The organism is Roseateles noduli (assembly GCF_050626985.1).
GTDB classification, from domain to species: Bacteria; Pseudomonadota; Gammaproteobacteria; order Burkholderiales; family Burkholderiaceae_C; genus Roseateles; species Roseateles noduli_A.
In genome coordinates, this window is the sequence record NZ_CP192463.1 from 5,263,937 (window position 1) to 5,283,071 (window position 19,135).

Genomic DNA, 19,135 nt, shown 5'->3' on the forward strand with positions numbered 1-19,135 from the left:
ACGGCTTCGTGCGTCAGCGCGACGACAGCGCGGGAGCTGTATTCATTCCGTCACAGGCATGAGGGTGGGCCTCCCCCTTTGGGAGGAGAGCGGGCGGCCTTCGGCGCAACGGCGGACCGCCAAGCATCGCGATCGCGGCGGCGGGACGCACGATGGGAACGAACCTGAAGCGGCCCAGCCTCAGCAGGTGAGCATCGCCGGTGACGAGCAGATGAGCCTGACCCGCATGGGCAGTCGCCAGGACAACGTCGTCATCGGGATCCTCATGCACCGTGGGTGGAATCGCCGACGGTGCCACCAGCGTGGTGCGACAGGCATAGTCCGCGACGAATTCGTCGGGACTGCGGGACTTCAACAACAGGCGCTTCGAGAACTTGCGGCGCCCGATGATGTCTCTCAACTCCGCCAACAGCGGTGTGCTGCACACGAGCTGGACATGAAGGGGGCCGCTGGCGGCTAGCTCGATGAGCCGCGCCGTGGCTCCCTCCCACATGAGGCCGGAAGCGACGACATTCGTGTCAAGCACGAGTCGTACTGTGCTGTGCTGCTCGCTTGCCTGCTCGGACCGCATCGACTTCCACCTGAATCTCTTGCATGACCAGTTCTTCGAGGTCTTCTTCTTCCTTCAAGAAGGCTTGGAGATCTGCGACGTGGAGCTGTCTGCGGAACATCGTCTCCAGGCGATCAGGAGCGAACAGCCCGGCGCGCGCCGCCTCGCGCGCAAGAAGGGGCGGCAGTTGGATTTCAATGGAGGTCACGGGAGAGGTCCTTTCTCGCTGCCGTGGAATGGGCATCGCGATGGACCATCGTCCCCAAGACGACGTCCCGATTCAATGACTCGTCTTGCTACACAAGCAGCCTGAAGTTGCGAGGTCGTCGTCCGGATGGTGCGCCACCGCGACTGCGCGCCCTTCAGTCATCCCACAAGAAGCGCCGGTCCGGGTAGACCACGCTCTGCGAGGTGCGGACCACCACGCCGTTCTTGAAGTGGACGTTGAAGCGCAGCAGGTAGCCGTTCATCTCCGGCGGGATGTTCCAGTCCCAGACGTCCTCGCCGCTGAGCCTGAAGAACACGCGCTTGCGCTCCCGGCCGAGCATCCGCGTGACCTGATCGGTCGTCAGGCCCGGCACGATGCGGGCGCGGTTCGCCGCGGACAGGCCGTCCGTCGTGCCGACGAGGCGGTCCTGCGCGTCCAGGCGGACCATGTAGCAGGTCTGGCCGAACGGCTGGGTCGCGTATTCCAGCGTGCGGCCGCCGTCGGCCTCGGGCCAGACACGCGTCGGGGCGCCGTAGTACTGCTGCACGTCGGCGCTGGTCGTCACGCCGGCCCTCATCCGCTCATCCTTCACCGGCGTCGCGCAGCCGCTGAGAGCGACGGTCGCCACCACGGCCATCGTCGTGGCGCACAGGGTGCCCAGGCTCGTCCATTCGCGCATCGTTGTCTCCTGCAAGGCGGAGCGGCCATTGTGCGGCGATCGGGGCAGCGCACAATCCGCGCCATGTCGAGATCGCACATCCGGAAGGCGCTTGAGAACGCCGCCCTCGTCGCCTTCGCCGTGGCCGCAGGGCCGTCGCAGGCGCAAACGCCAGCGTCCGCTCCGACGCCCGCGCCAGCCACCGTGGCAAGCGGCGCGCCGTGCGTGCTGCTGTTCGGCCAGGGCCGCAACTTCGATCCCGACCAGCCCGCCGCCAACCGCCGCTGGGACGAGGCCAACGGCGCCTTCAACCTCGCCGCGCGCGAGCCGCTCGTGGCCGCGGGCCTGCCGGTGGTGAACGTGGTGCTGCCGGTGTCCGCGACGGATGTGCCGCGCAATCTGCAGGGACTGGTGGCGGAGGTGCAGCGGCGCGGCTGCACGCGGGTGCTGGAGACGGCGATGTTTGCCGATGCGGCGCAGGGGCTGCTGATCGCGCGGCTGCGCGTCTATCCGGTGCTGGGGATGCTCGGGCCGCAGGCGGCCGGCAGCGTGCCGAGGATCGGCGCGGTGGCCTACACGCAGCAGAAGGAATTCGCGCTCGACGCGCGCGTGATGGATCGGGTGAACCCGTCCCGGCTGGGACGGGTCATGGCGGAGGAGGCGCTCGGCGCGCTCCGGTCTCAATGATTTCTGGACAGCCCCAGGACGGGGAGAACAGGTACTCCTCGACCCGGCGTTCCTCAAGCACCAGGTCCGCCTGCAGCGGCATGCCGGCACGTAACGCAGGTGCGGTTCAGCGGCCTTCTGGAAGTATCCCGATCGGATCTCAGTGCGAGTCGTTCATCACCTGCGGGTCGCTGCTCGGATAGAGGCTCTGCACGCTGCCAGGCGTGGAGAACAGCAGTACGACGCCTTTGGTGATGACTGCATCCGTCGGCATCGTCACCGCCACCTCGTTTTCATCATTGGCCGGGCAGAAATTGCTGGCGTTCATTCCTGGCGTGGAGCCAATGGTCTTGAAGGTCGCGCCGATCAGCAGCAACCCGGTCGTGTCGGCTTGGCCAAAGGTGCACGCGCCGGACGTTGTAGGAATGTGAATCTCGGAACCTTCAATGGGCTGGGTAGCCTCCCGATCCTTGAAGTACTTGCAGTCGGCGAAGTTGCCGTCCGTACTGATGTTCGCCTCGACGTACACGTTGTAGGACATTTTTTTCCTCCTTGGGGTTGATTGCCAGGATCAAGGGTGCGGCATGGCCGATCTGTCGCGTAGCAACCAAGCAGCGGCTCGCTTCACGTCATCCCGCTCTCCCTGACCCAGGCAGGATTGGGCCTCAACCCATGCCTGGGTAATCCTCTGATGAACCCGGATCGCCGCATCTATCTTCACGGTAGCGTCAAGAATCTGCTGACATGCGGCCTTGGTCGCTTCGCTCGGTGCTGGTCGCCGGGTCAACGATTCGACCATCATCCGCATACGACGCGTTTCGACATAACTGGTCAAGAAGCCCAGGTCCGTTGATCGGGACGGGAGCGTCGTATCCTGCACACGCGCCGCTTCATCAAGCGCCTCGAACGCACCTCTCGCGTCGCCAAGGCGGAGCAGTGATTGAGCCAACACATTGGACAGACTGCCAGTCAACTCCAGCAGCTTGTTCTTCGTATTTGCATTCGCAGCCCCCATCGCCTCGTTGACGCGGGTCAACAGCGCGCGGGCTTGTTCGGCCGACTCAGCGGGCACGAGCCTCGCAGCGCGGATCTCGAGATCGAATCCTTCGGAAATCAGCAGATTGATCCGCCACTGAAGGTTGGTCGGATCCTGCTGCTGAAGCGTGCGAAGAATTCCCAGGCCAAGTTTTGACTCTTGGGCGGCGGCGTCCTGGCTACCCAGGCGAGAGAGCGCGACCGCGTGCCAGCGGCGCACGATGGACTCGTGGTAACCCCACTTGTCGTCGCCCGGAGCCTTGGCGCGCACAGCGGCAATGATCTCGGCGCCGTCCGCATACATGCGCGCTGCAGCAGCATCCAGTCCCTGTTGAAGATAGACGCTGCCCAACCAGCTGAGACTGTCGGACAGATCTATCTGCGCGGCTGCGTCTGACTTGCTGCCATCTCCGAGACTGCGCCGCTTCAGTTCAATCGAACGCACAAAGTAGGTTGAGGCGCCAGGCAGGTCCACATTGAGCATTCGCGCCGATCCCAGGCTGTTGTAGGCATAGGAGAGCTCCATCAGGGCTTCTTTGTCGTCAGGCTGGACATTGAGCCAAGCCTGGGCGGCGTCGCGATAGGCCAGCCATGCGGAGGTTGCCTTGTCGGTGTCGCGCGCGTAGTAATGGACATTGCCGACCCAGAATGCCGCAGCACCCTGTGCCCTGCGCCACTCTGCGGCAAGCGATGGCTCCGGTGGCGCGCCTTCAAGCAATCGTCGAGCGAGTTCCAAAGGCTCGAGCGCGCCCTTCAGGTCGCGTCGGGTGATCCGCACTTCGCCGAGCACCATCAGCGCCTTGGCCCTCTGCAGACGCTCGACGGGAGTGGCATTTGAATCCTGTGCAAGATAGGTGAGCGCTTTGCTGCCCACGCTATCCAGCAGTTCGAGTCTGCCGACAGGGCGCAACTTGTCTGCCAGTTCCCCGAGCATGTAGCTCAGCAGATCGTCCGCCTGTTGCCGCCGCTCCTGCGCCTGATGTTCGGCCCGCTCGGCACGCCGGGCCTGCAGCACGCTGAGCCCGGTCAGCGACACCATCGCCAGCACGGCCACGCTGCTGGCCGCCACGCTCCACCGGTGGCGCCGGACGAACCGCCCCAACACATAGAGCCGCGTGTCAGGTCTTGCCGTGATGGGCTCGTGCGCCAGCCAGTGCCGCAGGTCGACGGCCATCGACTCCGCGTTGGCATAGCGCTCGGACGGCTTCTTCTTCAGCGCCTTCCCGACGATCGTGTCCAGGTCGCCGCGCAGCAGCTTGGCCTGGCGCGCGATGACCGGGTCGAGCTGGTCGCTGGCCACCTCCGACAGCCGCTTGGGCACGAGCTCGACGACGGCGCGCAGCCGGTCGAGGTGGGTCTGCGTGTCGTCCGCCGTCGGATGGCGGCCGCCCAGCATCTGGTAGAGCAGCACGCCCAGCGCGTAGACGTCCGTCGCGGTCGTGACGTCGGCCTGCTGGACCTGCTCCGGCGCCGCGTACTGCGGCGTGAACGCGCTGCCGGCGCGCTGCGTGAGTTCGGTCGCCGCGCCGGAATGCGTGGCGTCGTCGAGCAGCTTGGCGATGCCGAAGTCCAGCAGCTTCACCTGCCCGTCGTGCGTGACCAGGATGTTGCTGGGCTTGAGGTCGCGATGCAGGATCAGCCGCGAATGCGCGTGCGCCACCGCCGCCAGCACGTCGAGGAAGAGCTGGATGCGCGATTCGATGTCCAGCGCGTTGATCTGGCAGTAGCGGTCGATGGGCAGGCCGTCGACGTACTCCAGCACCAGGTAGGGCTGGTGCCCGTTGTGCACGCCCGCGTCGAGCAGCCGCGCGATGTTGGGATGCGAGAGCCGCGCGAGGATCTGTCCCTCGCGTTCGAAGCGCCCGCTGTCGCCCTTGCCGAAGAGGCCGGACTTCAGGAACTTGACGGCGACCTGGCCCTCGAAGCGGCCGTCGGCCCGGCTCGCGAGCCACACCGCGCCCATGCCGCCCTGGCCGAGCTCGCGCTCCAGCTCGTAGGGGCCGAGCGACTCGCCGCGGAAGTCCAGCGGCGGCACCGCCGACGGCACCGGTCCCTGCAGCGCCTCCGCGGCGGGCTGCTCCAGGAAGCCGTCGTCGTTCAGGGCCTCGTCGCGCGCGAGCAGCGCCTCGAGGTGCTCGGCCATGGCGACGTCGCCGGCCCGGATCTCCTCGAGCCGGCGGACGCGGTCCGGCCCCTCCAGGTCCAGGAGTTCGTCGAGCAGCGGACTCAGCGCGATCCAGCGCTGTTTATCGAGTGCGTCCATCGGTCGGGCGTCTTGTGTCGGAGAGGACGACGGGTCTCGGACCCGACCCGGCCGGGGTCAGTCCTTGAGGCTCATCGAAAGCAGGATTCTCGCCTTCTGCCAGTCCCGCTGGACGGTCCTTTCGGTGACGCCGAGGGCTTCCGCGATTTCCTGCTCGAGCAGCCCGCCGAAGTAGCGCATCTCGACCACCTGCGCCAGGCGCGGATCGATGGTCGCCAGTTCCTCCAGCGCCTCGTGCACGCGCAGGATGCTGTCGTCGGATTGCGGCGTGCCTTCCACGACGGCGGTGTTCAGCGTCAGGTCCGGCTGGTTGCCGCCGCGACGCTCGGCCTGGCGCGCGCGCACCAGGTCGATGACCACGTGGCGCATGGTGCGGGCCGCGTAGGCCAGGAAGTGGCGCCGGTCCGGGAAGGTCTGGCCCTGAGAACCGGCCAGCCGCAGCCAGGCCTCGTGCACCAGCGCGGTGGTGTCCAGCAGGGTCAGGTCTCCTGCCTGCCGGATGCGCTGCCGCGCCAGGCGCTGAAGGTCGCCGTACAGCTGCGCCACCACCTGGTCAGCGGCGGACCGGTCCCCTTGACCGGCGTCGTGCAGCAGTTCGGTGATGTCCTTCATGGAGCAGAACTCTAGCGGCCCCGTATGACCCTGTTACACAGGCGCGGGCGACGGATGACGCGATCAGCGCCATGGCGGCGTCAATTCAAGGGTTTCCACTGAGAAGATTTTTGTTAGCGGATGTCGGGATGGCCGCCGGGGATCCGTTTTAGATAGATGAGGACACGGCTTGGTCAATGTGGCAAGGGAGGCCGGCATGGATCGGGCTGCTTCAGCGGGTCGTGTCCTCACCCCCATTCATTCGCACCCCGCGGGCGGCCGATCAAAGGCAACGGCGCGCGGGCGTGACCCGTCTTCCGCCTGGAGCAGTTGCGCATGAGTCCATCCACCGCCGCCGCAGCGCCCGCCGACGCCTTGGAGCAGGCCCCGGTCGGGCTCCTCAAGCCGGCGCGCCAGACGCCGGCGCTGTGGGTGCCGCGGGTGGATTCGCTGGCCGAGTTCGGCCTCATGATCTCGCGCCAGCTCACGCAGTGCCGCCGCTACGGCGGGCACCTGTCGGTGCTGTGGCTGGAGGCCGAGGCGGCGGCGCCCGCGGCGCAGGCCGCGGCCGACGATGTCGATGAGGGCGAGGGCGCCCGGGAACGCGCTGCCGCGGCCGAGGTCCGGGACGGGCTGATGACGGCGGTGGGCCGTCGCGTGCGCAGCCGGGTGCGTGGGACCGACATGGTCCTGCAGGTGGGAGAGACCAGCTTCGCGGTGCTGCTGCTGGATGCCGGCGTCGCCGAGGCTCACCTGGTGCAGCACCGTCTGGAGACCGCGCTCAACGGGCCCTACGGCGTGGGTGCCGTGACGATGCAGGTGCGCCTGCAGATGGGCATGGCGTCCTTCCCGGAAGGCGGCGCGCGTGGCACCGATCTCGCGGAAAGCGCGCGCCAGGACCTGCGCCGGCGGATGCGCTGAGGCCGGATCAGGATCCGGCGCCTCTGCCGTCGCGATGTCCGCCCCGGTCAGAAATCCTGGCCGTAGACGATGAACCCCTTGTGTTGCGCAACGCGGTCGTACAGCGCGCGACCGGCGGCATTGGTCGTGTGCGTCTGCCAGTAGAGGCGATGGCCGCCTCGCGCCTGGACGGCGGCCGTGACGGCCGCGATCAGCGCACGTCCGACGCCGCGGCCGCGGACGTCATCGGCGGTGAACAGGTCCTGCAGGTAGCAGGTGTCCTCGATCCGCGACGTGCTGCGATGGAAGAGGTAGTGCGTCAGGCCGACCAGCCGGCCGTCCAGTTCCGCGACGAAGGCGTGCACCGGCTCGCGCTCGTCGAAGAAGCGCGACCACGTGGACGCGGTGACGGCCTCGGGCAGGGCGGTCTCGCCCACGCGTCCATAGAAGGCGTTGTAGCCGTCCCAGAGCGGACGCCAGGCGGCGAGGTCGGACGGAGCGATCGGACGGACGACGAGATCTGAGGACATGCGCGGTGAAGCTGAGGGCCGAGCCCGGGGTTGAAAAGGCACGGATCATCAGCCCTGGTGTCCGCACGATCAAGCCGTCGCCGGCGCGCGGGGTGAGCGGACGTCTCAGCGCACCGGCGTGGTCGGCGCCTCGATCGCCTTCATCACCTCGCGCCACGGCACCAGCTTGAAGTTCTGCCGGCCCATCGGCCAGCGCTTGTGGCCGTCCTGGACGACGAGCAATCCCTCGCCGTATTCGCCGCCGAGCGATGCCGAGGTCACGTCCAGGCCGTCCGTCTCCGACGCCGCGTCGATGCCGCGCGCCGGGTTCAGTCCGACGCGGAAACGTCCCTTGACCGCGTGCGGCGCGTCGGCGTCGAGCACCACGTAGCTGTCGTTGCCCTGCGAGGACACCACCAGCCATGCGCCCGCCGGACTGCGATGCACCGCCATGCCCTCGACGTCCGCATGCAGCACCTCGCCCACCGGCAAGATGAGCGTCGCGTCGCCGAGCCGGCCGTCCGCGTCCAGCGCCACGCGCCACAGGCCGCGCTTCTCCTCGCCGACGAACAGCTGCCGGCCGGGCTCGTCCGCGACGCAGCCTTCCGGCTGCGTCGCCAGCTTCATCGACGCCACCATCTCCGACGTCCACACGCCGGCCTTGCGCGTCACGCGCATCTGCAGGAGTCGGCCATCCTTGTCGTTGACGAACACGTCCAGCCCGCCTGCCGGATGGCGGGCGCTGCAGACGCCGTAGACCTCGTCCAGCCCCGTCGGCAACTCGGCGAGCGTCGAGACCTTGCCCGCGCCGTCGATGCCGAAGAGCAGCACGCTGCGCTGGTCACGCTGCGTCGCGACCGCGAGGTCCCAGGTGCGATCGCCGTCGCGCACGCGCTGGCGCAGGTCGACGTTGTTGACCCGGCCGACCGGCAGGAACTGCGTCTCGCGGCCTTGCAGGTCATAGACCGCGAGGCCGCGCTTCTTGTCGGTGCCGAGGATGCGGCTCCGGGCGGGCTGTGTCGGATGGACCCAGATCGCCGGGTCGTCCGCCGCGTCGCCGCCGCCGCGCACCGGCTCGGTCTGGGCCGAGGGCGTCGCGACCGGGATCACGGGACGCGGCTGCGCCGTGCGGGCGTCGAGCCAGAGCGCCATGTCCTGCGGCGCCAGACCGGGCGCGACCAGGTCGCGGCCCACGCGCTCCGCATCCGCGACGAAGGCCCACAGGCCGACGCCGGCCTCGGCGACGTACAGCGTCGCCTCGTCGTCCCGCACGGTGCAGCCCTTGGCATCGGGCACCGTCGCGAGCTGACGCAACACCTGGCCCTTGCCGAGCTCCTTGCCCGTGCCCGTGCCCGTGCCCGTCCCCGTGCCTGTGCCTGTGCCTGTGCCTGTGCCTGTGCCTTTGCCTTTGCCTGTGCCTGTGCCTGTGCCTTTGCTGTTGCTGTTGCTGTTGCTGTTGCCCAGGCCCGGCGCCGCCAGCAGCCATTGCTCGGCCAGCCCGTCGCTGCCCAGCAGGAACGCCTGCAGCGTTTGCTGCCGCGGCTCCAGGTACAGGCAGACCGCTTCCACGTCCAAGGCCGGACCGGTCCAGTGCGCGCGTTCACGTAGCCGGCGGTCGCGGACCTCGATGAGGCGCAGCGCGCCGGAGTCGGCATCCTGCAGCAGCGCGACGGTCGTGCCGTCCGCCAGTTGGCGGCGGTCCCAGCGCTTGGCCCGGACGCCGAATTCATCCAGCAACTGGCCCTTGTCGTCGAGCAGGCGCAATCCGCCCTTGCCGAGCTCGAGCACCGCCTTCGGCATCGCCGTGGACGGGGCTGCGGCCGGAGCCGCACCAGTTCCTGCTCCTGCAGCAGCGGCAGTGCCAGCAGCACCTGCCACACCGGCGGAGGCTGCCTGAGCGGCAACGCCGCCCACCGACATCGCAGCGGCCAGCGCCAGCGCGCCGATCGCCTTCTTCGTCGTCTTCGTCTTCTTCGTCTTCTTTGTCATCGTCGTCATCCCGTGCCGCGGCCTCAGAACATCGCCAGTTTCAGGCTGAGCTTGTAGGCGCGGCCGTACTGCTCGTACTGGGTATTGAAGGCCTTGCTGCCCTGGTACACGTAGTAGCGCTCGTTGCTCAGGTTCAGCGCCTCGAACTGGAGCTGCAGCTGTTTGGTCAGCTGCACGCGCATCGACGCGTCGATCTGGTTCTGCGTGTCGACCTTGCGATCCTGCCGCGCGTCCAGCACGTCGCCGACTTCGAGCAGGTAGGGCGACTTGTGGTTCAGCGCGATCCGCGCGCCGAAGGCCGGCGACTCCCAGCCCAGGCTCAGGTTGACGCTGCGGTCGGACTGGCTCGGCAGCGCGATGCGGCGGCTGACGAACTGGCCGGCGTCGTACCCGCCGATGGTCGCGCGCGACTTCACGAAGCTGCCGTTCGCGCCGATCACCAGGCCGTTCCACGGCGCGGGCAGGGTGCTCAGCGCCTGGCTCCAGGAGAGCTCCACGCCGCGCACCGTCGCGTCGCCGCCGTTGGCGAAGGCCTCGACATGGCTGAAGTCCTCCCAGCCCGGCGTGCCCGCCAGGTCGGTCTGGAACGCGAAGTCGCGGATCTTCTTGTGGAAGACGTAGGCCGACATCGCGCCGTCGCGGCCCAAGCGCTGCTCCAGGCCCAGGTCCAGGTTGCGTGCCCGCAGCGGCTTGAGCAGCGGGTTGCCGATGGTGGCCTCGTCGCCGTCGACGGTCACGCCGGGGCTCAACTGGCCGAAGGCCGGCCGCACCACCGAGTGCGTCAGCGCCGCGCGCAGCACCAGGCCCTCGTTCAGCTTCTGGCGCAGCAGCACCGCCGGCAGCCAATGGCGCGAGCGCGTCTCCTCGTGCACCGGGCTGAGCACGCCGTCCTTCCACGCGGTGCCGTCGGCGGTGAAGCGCACGCGCTCGTGGCGCACGCCGACCAGCCATTGCGTGCCGCCGCTCTCCAGCGTCGCCTGCAGGTAGCCGGCGTCGGTGCGTTCCTTCATGCCGTAGTCGTTGACGCTGGAATCGACCTCGTCGCGGAACGCGTTCAGGTCATAGCCGCCGTACAGGCCGTGCAGCTTGCCGGCATCGATGCCGGGGCCGAACGAGGTCCACGGGTAGTCGACCGAGCCGCCGCCGACATAGCCACCCAGGCCCAGCTGCGACGAGGGCACGTTGTACGGCGCCTTCTTCAGCAGCTTGGCGCTGGGCGCGTAGGTCTCCTGCTCATTGTCCTTGTCGCGGCGGGTCGCCTTCAGGCCGGTCTTGAGGTCGAGGTCCCAGTCGCCGAGGTCGAACTCGCGCTGCACGTCCGCCTTCAGATGGCGCACGCGGTCGGTGGCGTTGCTCTTCTCGATCTTGGCCTTGTTGAACGCATACAGCGACGGGTCATTCAGGCCCGTGACGGCCGTCGGCATCGGCTTGACCGTGTCCGTGTAGCCCAGGCCGGAGAAGTCCGCCGTGAACGAGGAGGAGGCCAGCGTGTCGGGCTTGTTCTCGCTGGCGCGACCGGCGCCGGCCTCGGCCCAGAACTTCCAATCGCCGCGCGACAGCTCGGTGCCGAGCACCACGGCGCTGGACTTGTTGATCTCCTTGCGCGCCTTCAGGCCGCGGCTGACGGTGCCGTCGCCAGTCTCGCCAGGGGCCTGCGGCTCTTCGAATTCGACGGCGACCGACTGCCGGCTTTCCTGGTCGGTGAACTTGCTGGTGAAGCTGCGCAGGTAGAAGAGCGACGCGTCGTCCGGCTTGAAGTCGAGGTTCAGCGCGGCGCCGACGCGCTCGCGGGTGATGGTGTAGCGGCGCAGCTCGAAGCTGTTGAGCTTCTCGCCGTCCCAGTCGCCGCCGGTCTCGACGTTGTCGCTGGCGAAGCGGCGCTGGTCGCCGGACAGCGCCATCGCCACGCCCAGCGTGCCGCCGGCGAAACGGTCGGCGAAGGCCACCGAGCCGCGCGGCTTGGTCTTGGAGGCATTGGCGTCGTAGTTGCCGCCGAGCTCCATCGTGAAGAGCCGGCCCGGCTGGTCGAAGGCGCTCAGCGTGCGCACGGTCACCGTGCCGCCGAGGGAGTTGGCGTCCTGGTCCGGCGTCAGCGTCTTCTGCACCTCGAGCGACCGGATCAGGCCGGCCGGCACCAGGTCCAGGCCGGGCGCGCGGCGGTCGGACTCCGAGGCCGGCGTCAGCGCGCCGTTGATGTTGACGGCGTTGTAGTCCGGGCCGAGGCCGCGGACGCGGATGAAGCGGCCCTCGCCCTGGTCGCGCTCGACCGAGACGCCCGGCATGCGGGCCAGCGCCTCGGCGGCGTTGTTGTCGGGCAGCTGGCCGATGCCGTCGGCGTGCACGACGTTGACGATGCCCGAGGCGGCGGTCTGCTTGTCGAGCGCGGAGCGCAGCGACGCGGCCTGCCCGACGGTGACGACGGTCTCGAGCTGCTTCGCCTCGGGCGTCGAATCCTTGGCGTTCTTCTTCGCATCGGCCCTCGCATCGGCCCTCACATCGGCCTTTGCGTCAGCCTTCGCGTCGGACGTCGCCTCGGCCTTCGATGCGGTCCTGGCGTCGTTCTTCGGATCCTGCGTCTGCTGGGCCAGGGCCGGCGCGGCGGCGAAGAGGCTGGACAGGCAGAGGGCGAGCAGGGTGGGGCGGGGAGGCGTGCGCATGGTCGGGGGTCGGTGAGTCACGGATGGCGACGCACGTTAGGAACCGCGGATGGCGGGTCCGTGACAGCGCGCGATTCTCGTGTCGTGCCGGCCCGGACGGCTCCGTCGCGGGGGCGCGGTGAGCCGATCCGACCCCCTGGTGGCGCGCAGGCGACGTCAGAGCCGCTGGATCATGGCCCTGAGCCTGTCGATGATCTCCTCGGATCTCTCTTCGATGAACTTGGAGGCCTGCTTGTACCAGCGGCGCTTCCTGGGCGCTTCGGGCTCGCGGGAGGCGGTCGTGGGGATCGACGGCTTCACGACCTCGGGCATCGATGCCGTGGCATTGCCGTCACCGGGCGCGGGGGTGATCGTCGTGGGGGGAAGACCGTTTTCCGATGCGACGATCGCCGGCTTTAGCGGCATCAGCGGCGTCACCGGCTTCATCGGCTTCATCGGCGTCACTGGCGTCACCGCCGACAGTTGGGGAGGCAAGTCGCGCAGGTTGCAGGTCTTCGCCGGCTGGCCGCCGAGGAACACCCGGTTGTCCCGCTCCCCGAAGGTGCGTCCCGGCTGGCTGGGCTCCGGGGCGCTGATCATGCACGACGAGCGATCCACGTTCTGGAAGGCGTTGCGGAGGAAGCGCAGGTCGTCGATCGTGGTGCGGGATTCATCGTCGCCGGTGACGGGCTGGGTGATGCTGATCGTGGCGCCGACCAGGCGGTTCTCGTTGACCTCCGTGCGCTTGGTGGGACGCATCCCTGCGGGATCGGACGCCAGCTGCAGCGGCACTCGCACCAGTGTGTTCCCGGTGATGTGCATGCTCTGCGGCGCCTGGACCACCAGCGGGACGAGCGCCGTCGCCGCATCCCCCTCGACCACGAAACGGTTGTTCATCAGGATGAGGCGCTGGACGTTCGTCAGCATGGCCATCGGGTGCGCTGGACGGGTGTCGTTGACGTGCGTGCCTGCCACCGTGATGTCGTTGCGGTTGATCCACGTCTTGGTGGTGCCGTGGACATGGAGGGCGGTGGTGAAGTGGCCTCGCGGCAGCCCCGCGGCCGGCACCGTGCCGTTGCCCGCGGCCAGCGTTGCCATCTGCTCGGCGAGCCGCCGCGTGCGGGCGTCCGGTCCGGTCGTGCGCTTCATCGCCGCGTTCGGGCCGGCGTCGCCGTTCCCCAGCAGATTGCCCGAGATGCGCGCGCCGCGACCGCCGTAGGCCGCGATGCCCAGGCCCGGATGCGCGGGCTCGCGCCACAGGACATTGCCGACGATCTCGTCCCCGCCGTGGGTCCAGATCTGCGCAAGTTCGGACGTCGTGCCGCGCAACCCGTTGTAGCGGACCACGCTGGTACCGGCGTGAAAGAAGTTGATGGCGATGTTGTCGAGGACCAGGCCTTCCACGAGGATGTTCGTGGCGCTGTGAAGGGTCTGCCCGATCGAGGACGTCTTCTCGGACGGATTGACGAAGTGCGTGACCCCCGACGGGCTCCCCACCAGCACGTTCCCGCTGCGCAAGGGCAGGTCGCCTGAGACGATGTAGCGTCCCCGCGGGAAGAACAGGCCGGTCTGGCTGTCGACCAGACGTTCCAGCGCGCGACGGATGTTGTCGCCCTGGTCGACCCCGGAATCGGCGATCACTTCCTGATCAGTCGCGCACACCATCTTGTAGGGCGCCGCGAGGGTGGGCATCGGCTCGTTGCCGCACATCACCACCGGCGGTGGGAGCGTCGTGACGACCGTGACGGATCGGGGAGGCAAGGCGGTCGACAGGGCGGAAGCGGTCAATGGCGCCAGCAGCGCGGCGGTGATCAGGGTGAGGGACGGGACGCGGTTCGGCAAGGGGCTCTCCGGTTGACGTGGCGGGGCCACGGAGGCCGGTGAGTGGCGCTGCACGGGCGTTCGTGAGCCGAAACGACCCCGTCCCCGCCGTGTGACAACGGCTGTCACACACGCCGCCTAGCATCGCGCGCCATGAAAGTCGTGCTGCCTCGCCCGCCGCTGGTGCTCGCTCCGGTCGCGGGCTCGCGTCATTTCGGCCATGCGCTGCTGCTGGCCATGGCGGGCATCACCTGGGCCTTCGGCTATTGGGCCGTGGCCAAGCCGATGGCGATCTGGCGCTGGATCGACCTTGTCAGCGAGACCTCGATCGTCGCGATGCTGGCGCTGTGGCTCGTCCAGCTGCGCGCGAGCCGGCCCGCGGGCCGCGTGACGACCTGGCTGTGCCTGGGCCTGTCCGGGATGCTGCTGGGCGGCTGGGCCGACCTGATGGACGAGTTCTGGAAGTTCCCGCGCGAGTTCACGCTGCTGATGGGCATGGAATCGACCTTCCACGTCATCGGCATGACGGGCCTGACCTTCGGCCTGCACCTGTGGCGGCAGGAGCAGCTCGCGCTGAACGCGCTGCGCGCCGGCCGTGAGCGGGGCTATCGCGAACACACGCAGATCGACGGCCTGACGCAACTCGGCGACGGCGCCTATCTGCTGGATCAGATCCGCCGCCAGCAAGACCTGGCACGAGCGTCGAACGCGATGTCGGCGGGCATGGCGGGAGGCACGACGACGGTGGGCACCACGCTGGTCATGCTGGGCTGGTTGGATCTGCCCACGCTCGCGCGCCAGCACGGGCTGGCCGAAGCCGACCGGCTGCTGCAGGCCACCGGCCCGCTGTTGCTGCTGCAGTTGCGCGGCGGCGACCTGCTGTGCCGCTATGCGGCCGACCGCTTCGTGGCCGTGTTGCCGGACGCCGATTCGGCACTGCCGGGCGATCTGCTGGCGGCCTTGTCCTCCCATGTGCATCCGTGCGCCGACGGACGCACGCGGGCGCGGCTGAGCGCCCGCATGGCCAGCGCCGCGCTGGATCCGCAGGAAGACGCGGAGACGCAGCTGCTGCGCCTGCTGGAGCGGCTGCGGTGAGGCTCGTCGCGGACGATGCCAACGCCGCCGCCAGCGCCGCGGTGGGCGTAACCGCGGCGACCGCCGCAACCGCGGCAACCGCGGCAACCGCGGCAGCCTGCGCGACTGCGGCTTCCGACGATGCGCTGGCCGCGCTGCGCCAGGCCTTGCCGGCGCGCGCCGTGCCGCATCACGGCGCGGACCGCGCCTTCATCCCGTGGGCCTACCACGGCGCGCTGCTGGCCGAGTTCGCCCGGAGCCGCGGGTTCGAACCGCAGGAATGGCTGGGCCGTTGCGGGGTGGTGCCGGGGCAGATGTTGTCGCCTCGGCAACTGCTGTCGATGCTGGCCGCGCTGCAGCCGCTGGCGCGCGACGTCGGTTTCGTCGTCGGCCAGCTGAGCCTGCCGGGGCATTACGGCCTCGCCAGCCAGGCGATGCAGCAGGCCGGCGACCTGCGCCAGGCGCTGCGCGTGCTGTGCGACTGGCCGGCACGTCTGTCGCCGTTGCTCACGCCTCGGCTGGTCGAGACCTCGGACGAACTGCTGCTCGTCTGGACCGAATCCTGCGGCGCGCCGGCCAGCCTGCAGCCCTTGCTCGTGGACATGCAGATGAGCGCCGTCGTCGCGATGGCGCAATGGCTGGGCGGCGGGCAGGCGCTGCCCTGGTCCTTTAGCTTCAATCGCACGCGCCCGCGGGAGCTGTCGCAACACGCGGCCTACCTCGGCAGCGATCTGCGCTTCGGTTGCCAGGTGGATGCGATGCGCCTGCCGCTGGCGGCGGCGACCGCGCCCTGGCCCGCGGCGATCTCCGGCCGCCCGGCCATGGCGGCCAGCGCGCTGGCGCAGGGCGCGGACCCGGAAGCCGCCTCGCGCGGTCAGCTCGCGGCGCTCTACGACCACCTGCTGGCCGAGGTCGGCGGCGATCCGTCGCTGGAACGCAGCGCGCGGCGTTTCGGCGTCAGCCCGGCGACGCTGAAGCGCCAGCTGGCCCAGCTCGGCACGCACCACCAGGCGCAGCTGGACCAGGTCCGCGCGCATGCGGCGCTCTACCTCATGCTGATGCGCGGCCAGCGCGGCGAGGCCGTGGCGCGCTCGCTGGGCTTCACCGACAAGAGCAACTTCCGGCGTTCGTTCAAGCGCTGGACCGGGATGACGCCGGGATTGCTCTGAGCGGCGCGGTCCACGGACTTCCGAAGCCGCGAAGGCTGGCGCCGACGCGTGGCGCGAGGCCCCGCATAGACTCGGCCCCATGCCCACGGCGTTCGAACATCCCGAGGACCAGGCCCAGTACCGTCGCCCCGCGCATCGCGCGGGCGTCGAGCTGTACCACGCCCACATCCTGCGCCACAGCTTCGAGCCGCACACGCACGAGGCCTACGGCCTGGGCGCGATCACGGACGGGGTCGGGCGCTTCCGCTGGCGGGGCGGCGAGCACCTCGCACCCCGGGCGACGCTGATGCTCATGAACCCCGAGGACATCCACACCGGCGAGGCGGCCACGGCCGACGCCTGGGGGTACCGGATGGTCTACCTCGACGAGGCGCTGCTGGCCGAGCTGTACGGCGGCCCGGCGTGGCGCTTCGACGTCGCGGTGGCGCACGATGCGGCGGCCGCCACGCAAGCCGCCGCGCTGATCGCCGCGCTGTGGCGCGCGCGCGAGCCGCTGGCCTTCGACAGCGCCTTGCTCGAACTGGTCCAGGGACTGAGCCGCCACGCGCATCGCGCGCCCGTCCGCCCCGATGGCGCCGCGCCGCGCTTCGCGCCGGTGATCGAGCACATGCGGGCCCACCTCGACGAGTCGATGGACACCGGGCGCCTGGCCGCCGTGGCCGGCCTGAGCCCGTTCCACTTCCTGCGCAGCTTCAAGGCGCAGCACCATGCGACGCCGCAGCAGGCGTTGATGGCATTGCGGCTCAACGAGGCCAAGCGGCAACTCGCCGCCGGCCACGCGCCCGCGCAGGTCGCGGCCGCCGTCGGACTCACCGACCAGGCGCACCTGACGCGCGGCTTCGCGCGTCGCTACGGCGTGACGCCGGCGCGCTACCAGCAGCAACTCGGTACAAGACGCCGCCCCTGACGCTCGGCGACACTGCGCCGCATGTTGTCCGGATTCCTGTTCGCGCTCGCCGCCGGCCTGATGTGGGGCCTGGTGTTCGTCACCCCGCTGTTGCTGCCCGACTACCCCGCCGCCATGCTGATGGCGGGCCGCTACCTCGCGTTCGGCCTGCTGGCCGTGCCGCTGGCGTCGATCGACTGGCGCGAGCTGAAGCGTCTCACCCGCGCGGACTGGGTCGACGCGGTGAAGCTCAGCGCCATTGGCAACTTCCTCTACTACCTGACGCTGGCCGCCGCCATCCAACGCGCCGGCGGACCGTTGCCGACGATGATCATCGGCACCTTGCCCGTGGTCATCGCGGTCTGCTCCAACCATCGCAACGCCGCGCGCGACGGTCACTACCGCTGGCGCGACCTGGCACCGGCGCTGCTGCTGATCGCCCTGGGCATCGGCTGCGTCAACCAGGTCGAGCAGGCCGCGGTCGCGCCCCAGCAACTGGGCCGCTACCTGCAGGGCGCGGGACTGGCGTTGATCGCGCTGGCCTGCTGGACCTGGTACCCGATCCGCAACGCCGACTGGCTGCGCGCGCACGCCGATCGCAACCCCCGGGCCTGGGCCACCGCGCAGGGACTGGTGACGCTGCCGATGGCGGTGCTGGCCTTCGTGGTGCTCGCGATCGCCGACGGCGCCGGGCTGCCGCTGCTGCCCGCCGGCTTCGACTTCCCCACCGGTCCCCGGCTGTGGCCCTATGTCGGACTGATGGCCGCCGTCGGGCTGTTCGCGTCCTGGCTCGGCACGCTGTGCTGGAATGAGGCCAGCCAGCGCCTGCCCACCGCGCTGGTGGGCCAGTTGATCGTCTTCGAGACGCTGGCCGCGCTCGCCTATGCGCAGTGGCACCGCGCCGAGTGGCCGCCGCTGATGGGCGTGGCCGGCGTGCTGTTGCTGGTCGGCGGCGTCTCCTGGGCCCTGCGCCTCAAGCCGGTGCCGCCACCAGGGCGGGAACGGCATCTGCCCGCCTCGTCGCCATGAATTTTCTGCCTCACGACTCCGCTCGCCGCGCGCTCCTGAAGCGCGCTTCCGCCTTCTCCGCCATGACGGCCGCGGGCCTCCCCTTCGGCGCCGCCGCGTGGCTTCCCGCGCGTGCGCAGAGCGTGCCGGATGTCGGCGTCCAGAAGGACGCTCAGAAAGACAGCCAGAGGGACGGCCCGCAGGGCGTCCAGCAAGGCGTCTGGCGCGACCAGTCCCGCCTGCGCGACATCCCCTGGCGGCTGCGCCTGCCCGACGGCGACCGGCCGATGGCGCTGGTGGTGTTCTCGCACGGCCTGGGCGGCAGCCTGGACGGCGGCACCGAGTGGGGACAGGCCTGGGCCGAGGCCGGCATCGCGACGCTGCATCTGCAGCATGCGGGGAGCGATCGCGCGATCTGGCGCGGCGGGTTGCAGGCGGTGAAGGCCGCCGCGAGCGTCGAGCAGCTGATCGAACGCGGCCACGACGTGCAGTTCGCCGTCGGGCAGATGCTGAAGCTGCAGAAGGACGGCAGCGGTCCGTGGGCGCGCGTGTCGCCCAAGGCGCTCGGCATGTCGGGCCACTCGTTCGGCGCCCAGACGACGCTGGCGGTCGCGGGGCGCGACTTCCAGGTGCGCAACGCGCCGGACCTGACGGACTCGCACTTCAAGGCCTTCGCCGCGTTCAGTCCGTCGGCCGGGCACTTCCCGGGCGGCATCAAGGGCATCACGCGCCCGATGCTGTGCCTGACCGGCAGCCTCGACGGCAACCCGATCGGCCAGGAGCGCGACGGTCGTTATCGCCGCGTCGTCTACGACACGCTGCCGGCCGGCGCCAAGGCGCAGCTGTGGCTCGAGGGCGCCGACCACATGAGTTTCGGCGGTGGCGGCGAGCGCGGCGCGGGCTTCGGGCAGCGCTTGCTCGGGCGGGGGCGCGAAGCAGCTCCGGAGAAGCTCGCCGCGCACCACGCGGCGCTCATCAAGTCCATCAGCACGGACTGGTGGCGGTGGCGGCTGCTCGAAGACGAAGATGCGCTGACCCGTCTCAAGTCACCGAAAGGCCTGAGCACCGGCGACGAGTGGCTTCAAGGCTAGTCCCGCCGCCTGAACGCGCCGAATCCAGGCGCGGAGCACAGCCATCGCAGCGCCACGGCGCGCATCCGCAACGACGAGTGG

General features: G+C 69.6%; 17 protein-coding genes. 7 read left to right on the top strand and 10 right to left on the bottom strand.

Going from position 1 to position 19,135, the window contains the following annotated elements; translation table 11 throughout:
- Positions 1 to 13: 13 nt before the first annotated feature.
- The 3 genes from ACQ4L4_RS22905 to ACQ4L4_RS22915 form a co-directional block, all read right to left on the bottom strand.
- Positions 14 to 526, bottom strand: a complete 513-nt coding sequence (locus ACQ4L4_RS22905) for a putative toxin-antitoxin system toxin component, PIN family (RefSeq protein ID WP_431101145.1) — start codon at positions 524 to 526, stop codon at positions 14 to 16.
- The gene (locus ACQ4L4_RS22910) at positions 519 to 758 is read right to left on the bottom strand and encodes a hypothetical protein (protein ID WP_431101147.1); all 240 of its coding nucleotides are present in this window, start codon (positions 756 to 758) and stop codon (positions 519 to 521) included. The genes ACQ4L4_RS22905 and ACQ4L4_RS22910 overlap by 8 nt, the downstream gene beginning before the upstream one ends.
- A gap of 154 nt (positions 759 to 912) precedes the next feature.
- Positions 913 to 1,437, bottom strand: coding sequence for an outer membrane protein assembly factor BamE (locus ACQ4L4_RS22915; RefSeq protein WP_377158488.1), 525 nt, complete (start codon positions 1,435 to 1,437; stop codon positions 913 to 915).
- A 63-nt stretch (positions 1,438 to 1,500) separates the two neighbouring features.
- On the opposite strand from ACQ4L4_RS22915, the gene ACQ4L4_RS22920 reads away from it, so the two are divergent.
- Positions 1,501 to 2,103 (top strand): hypothetical protein, encoded by a 603-nt coding sequence (locus ACQ4L4_RS22920; RefSeq protein ID WP_431101148.1) that lies wholly within the window; start codon positions 1,501 to 1,503, stop codon positions 2,101 to 2,103.
- Between the two features lie 139 nt (positions 2,104 to 2,242).
- On the opposite strand, the gene ACQ4L4_RS22925 is transcribed toward ACQ4L4_RS22920, so the two are convergent.
- Genes ACQ4L4_RS22925 through ACQ4L4_RS22935 form a run of 3 tightly spaced genes read right to left on the bottom strand, consistent with a single transcriptional unit; the run spans position 2,243 to position 5,992 of the window.
- Positions 2,243 to 2,623, bottom strand: a complete 381-nt coding sequence (locus ACQ4L4_RS22925; protein ID WP_377158485.1) for a hypothetical protein — start codon at positions 2,621 to 2,623, stop codon at positions 2,243 to 2,245.
- Between the two features lie 30 nt (positions 2,624 to 2,653).
- Positions 2,654 to 5,380 (bottom strand): serine/threonine protein kinase, encoded by a 2,727-nt coding sequence (locus ACQ4L4_RS22930; protein ID WP_431101149.1) that lies wholly within the window; start codon positions 5,378 to 5,380, stop codon positions 2,654 to 2,656.
- A gap of 57 nt (positions 5,381 to 5,437) precedes the next feature.
- The gene (locus ACQ4L4_RS22935) at positions 5,438 to 5,992 is read right to left on the bottom strand and encodes an ECF-type sigma factor (protein ID WP_377158483.1); all 555 of its coding nucleotides are present in this window, start codon (positions 5,990 to 5,992) and stop codon (positions 5,438 to 5,440) included.
- Between the two features lie 315 nt (positions 5,993 to 6,307).
- Between ACQ4L4_RS22935 and ACQ4L4_RS22940 the strand changes: the two genes are divergently transcribed.
- Positions 6,308 to 6,892: a diguanylate cyclase domain-containing protein gene (locus ACQ4L4_RS22940; protein WP_431101150.1), complete on the top strand. Its 585-nt coding sequence runs from the start codon at positions 6,308 to 6,310 to the stop codon at positions 6,890 to 6,892.
- Between the two features lie 47 nt (positions 6,893 to 6,939).
- On the opposite strand, the gene ACQ4L4_RS22945 is transcribed toward ACQ4L4_RS22940, so the two are convergent.
- From ACQ4L4_RS22945 to ACQ4L4_RS22960, 4 genes are all read right to left on the bottom strand, one after another.
- Entirely contained in the window at positions 6,940 to 7,401 is a 462-nt protein-coding gene (locus ACQ4L4_RS22945) for a GNAT family N-acetyltransferase (RefSeq protein WP_431101151.1), read from the bottom strand.
- A 105-nt stretch (positions 7,402 to 7,506) separates the two neighbouring features.
- Positions 7,507 to 9,369 carry a phytase gene (locus tag ACQ4L4_RS22950; protein ID WP_431101152.1) on the bottom strand — a complete coding sequence of 621 codons (1,863 nt, stop codon included), beginning with the start codon at positions 9,367 to 9,369 and terminating at the stop codon, positions 7,507 to 7,509.
- A 23-nt stretch (positions 9,370 to 9,392) separates the two neighbouring features.
- Entirely contained in the window at positions 9,393 to 12,026 is a 2,634-nt protein-coding gene (locus ACQ4L4_RS22955) for a TonB-dependent receptor (RefSeq protein WP_431101153.1), read from the bottom strand.
- Between the two features lie 156 nt (positions 12,027 to 12,182).
- Entirely contained in the window at positions 12,183 to 13,847 is a 1,665-nt protein-coding gene (locus ACQ4L4_RS22960) for a hypothetical protein (RefSeq protein ID WP_431101154.1), read from the bottom strand.
- A 132-nt stretch (positions 13,848 to 13,979) separates the two neighbouring features.
- Between ACQ4L4_RS22960 and ACQ4L4_RS22965 the strand changes: the two genes are divergently transcribed.
- The 5 genes from ACQ4L4_RS22965 (at position 13,980) to ACQ4L4_RS22985 (ending at position 19,054) form a co-directional block, all read left to right on the top strand.
- A complete protein-coding gene (locus ACQ4L4_RS22965) occupies positions 13,980 to 14,921 on the top strand; it encodes a GGDEF domain-containing protein (protein WP_431101156.1) in 942 nt (313 codons plus the stop codon).
- Positions 14,918 to 16,069 carry an AraC family transcriptional regulator ligand-binding domain-containing protein gene (locus ACQ4L4_RS22970; RefSeq protein WP_431101157.1) on the top strand — a complete coding sequence of 384 codons (1,152 nt, stop codon included), beginning with the start codon at positions 14,918 to 14,920 and terminating at the stop codon, positions 16,067 to 16,069. The genes ACQ4L4_RS22965 and ACQ4L4_RS22970 overlap by 4 nt, the downstream gene beginning before the upstream one ends.
- A gap of 79 nt (positions 16,070 to 16,148) precedes the next feature.
- Positions 16,149 to 16,976: an AraC family ligand binding domain-containing protein gene (locus ACQ4L4_RS22975; RefSeq protein ID WP_431101158.1), complete on the top strand. Its 828-nt coding sequence runs from the start codon at positions 16,149 to 16,151 to the stop codon at positions 16,974 to 16,976.
- A gap of 21 nt (positions 16,977 to 16,997) precedes the next feature.
- On the top strand, positions 16,998 to 17,984 hold the full coding sequence (locus tag ACQ4L4_RS22980) for a DMT family transporter (RefSeq protein WP_431101159.1): 987 nt from the start codon (positions 16,998 to 17,000) through the stop codon (positions 17,982 to 17,984).
- The gene (locus ACQ4L4_RS22985; protein WP_431101161.1) at positions 17,981 to 19,054 is read left to right on the top strand and encodes an alpha/beta hydrolase family protein; all 1,074 of its coding nucleotides are present in this window, start codon (positions 17,981 to 17,983) and stop codon (positions 19,052 to 19,054) included. The genes ACQ4L4_RS22980 and ACQ4L4_RS22985 overlap by 4 nt, the downstream gene beginning before the upstream one ends.
- The last annotated feature ends 81 nt before the right edge of the window (positions 19,055 to 19,135 follow it).

What these genes read in the sequence shown, in the direction of transcription:
- ACQ4L4_RS22915 (WP_377158488.1), bottom strand. Translation starts at nt 1,437, where the DNA reads ATGCGCGAATGGACGAGCCTGGGCACCCTGTGCGCCACGACGATGGCC.
- ACQ4L4_RS22920 (WP_431101148.1), top strand. Translation starts at nt 1,501, where the DNA reads ATGTCGAGATCGCACATCCGGAAGGCGCTTGAGAACGCCGCCCTCGTC.
- ACQ4L4_RS22925 (WP_377158485.1), bottom strand. Translation starts at nt 2,623, where the DNA reads ATGTCCTACAACGTGTACGTCGAGGCGAACATCAGTACGGACGGCAAC.
- ACQ4L4_RS22930 (WP_431101149.1), bottom strand. Translation starts at nt 5,380, where the DNA reads ATGGACGCACTCGATAAACAGCGCTGGATCGCGCTGAGTCCGCTGCTC.
- ACQ4L4_RS22935 (WP_377158483.1), bottom strand. Translation starts at nt 5,992, where the DNA reads ATGAAGGACATCACCGAACTGCTGCACGACGCCGGTCAAGGGGACCGG.
- ACQ4L4_RS22940 (WP_431101150.1), top strand. Translation starts at nt 6,308, where the DNA reads ATGAGTCCATCCACCGCCGCCGCAGCGCCCGCCGACGCCTTGGAGCAG.
- ACQ4L4_RS22945 (WP_431101151.1), bottom strand. Translation starts at nt 7,401, where the DNA reads ATGTCCTCAGATCTCGTCGTCCGTCCGATCGCTCCGTCCGACCTCGCC.
- ACQ4L4_RS22950 (WP_431101152.1), bottom strand. Translation starts at nt 9,369, where the DNA reads ATGACAAAGAAGACGAAGAAGACGAAGACGACGAAGAAGGCGATCGGC.
- ACQ4L4_RS22955 (WP_431101153.1), bottom strand. Translation starts at nt 12,026, where the DNA reads ATGCGCACGCCTCCCCGCCCCACCCTGCTCGCCCTCTGCCTGTCCAGC.
- ACQ4L4_RS22965 (WP_431101156.1), top strand. Translation starts at nt 13,980, where the DNA reads ATGAAAGTCGTGCTGCCTCGCCCGCCGCTGGTGCTCGCTCCGGTCGCG.
- ACQ4L4_RS22975 (WP_431101158.1), top strand. Translation starts at nt 16,149, where the DNA reads ATGCCCACGGCGTTCGAACATCCCGAGGACCAGGCCCAGTACCGTCGC.
- ACQ4L4_RS22980 (WP_431101159.1), top strand. Translation starts at nt 16,998, where the DNA reads ATGTTGTCCGGATTCCTGTTCGCGCTCGCCGCCGGCCTGATGTGGGGC.
- ACQ4L4_RS22985 (WP_431101161.1), top strand. Translation starts at nt 17,981, where the DNA reads ATGAATTTTCTGCCTCACGACTCCGCTCGCCGCGCGCTCCTGAAGCGC.